Source organism: Micromonospora sp. DT228 (genome assembly GCF_049841595.1).
Lineage (GTDB): Bacteria > Actinomycetota > Actinomycetes > Mycobacteriales > Micromonosporaceae > Micromonospora.
Genome location: NZ_JBNCKO010000061.1, coordinates 267 through 574 on the forward strand (window position 1 = coordinate 267; position 308 = coordinate 574).

The following is a 308-nucleotide window of genomic DNA, read 5'->3' on the forward strand; positions in this document are numbered from 1 at the left end:
GTGTAGGCGTCGACGTAGACGCTCAGGCTCGTGTTGGCGAAGACCAGCCCGACGAGCGCCGACCACAGGGCGAGCCCCGCGACACCGAGCAGCAGCCCGGAGGCGATGCGCACGGTGGCCGGCGGCGCCGGCGGTATCGGTGGGGCAAGACGCATGTGGGACAAGGTAGTGCCTCGGCTGCCTGGCACGCAGGCCCGCATCTACGCCATTCGCAGGTCGGGCACGATGGCGTCATGTTGGTGGATGTTCTCATTCAGGTGGTGGGGGGTCTGGGTCTGCTCGTCGCCGGGGTGCGGCAGGCCCTGGGG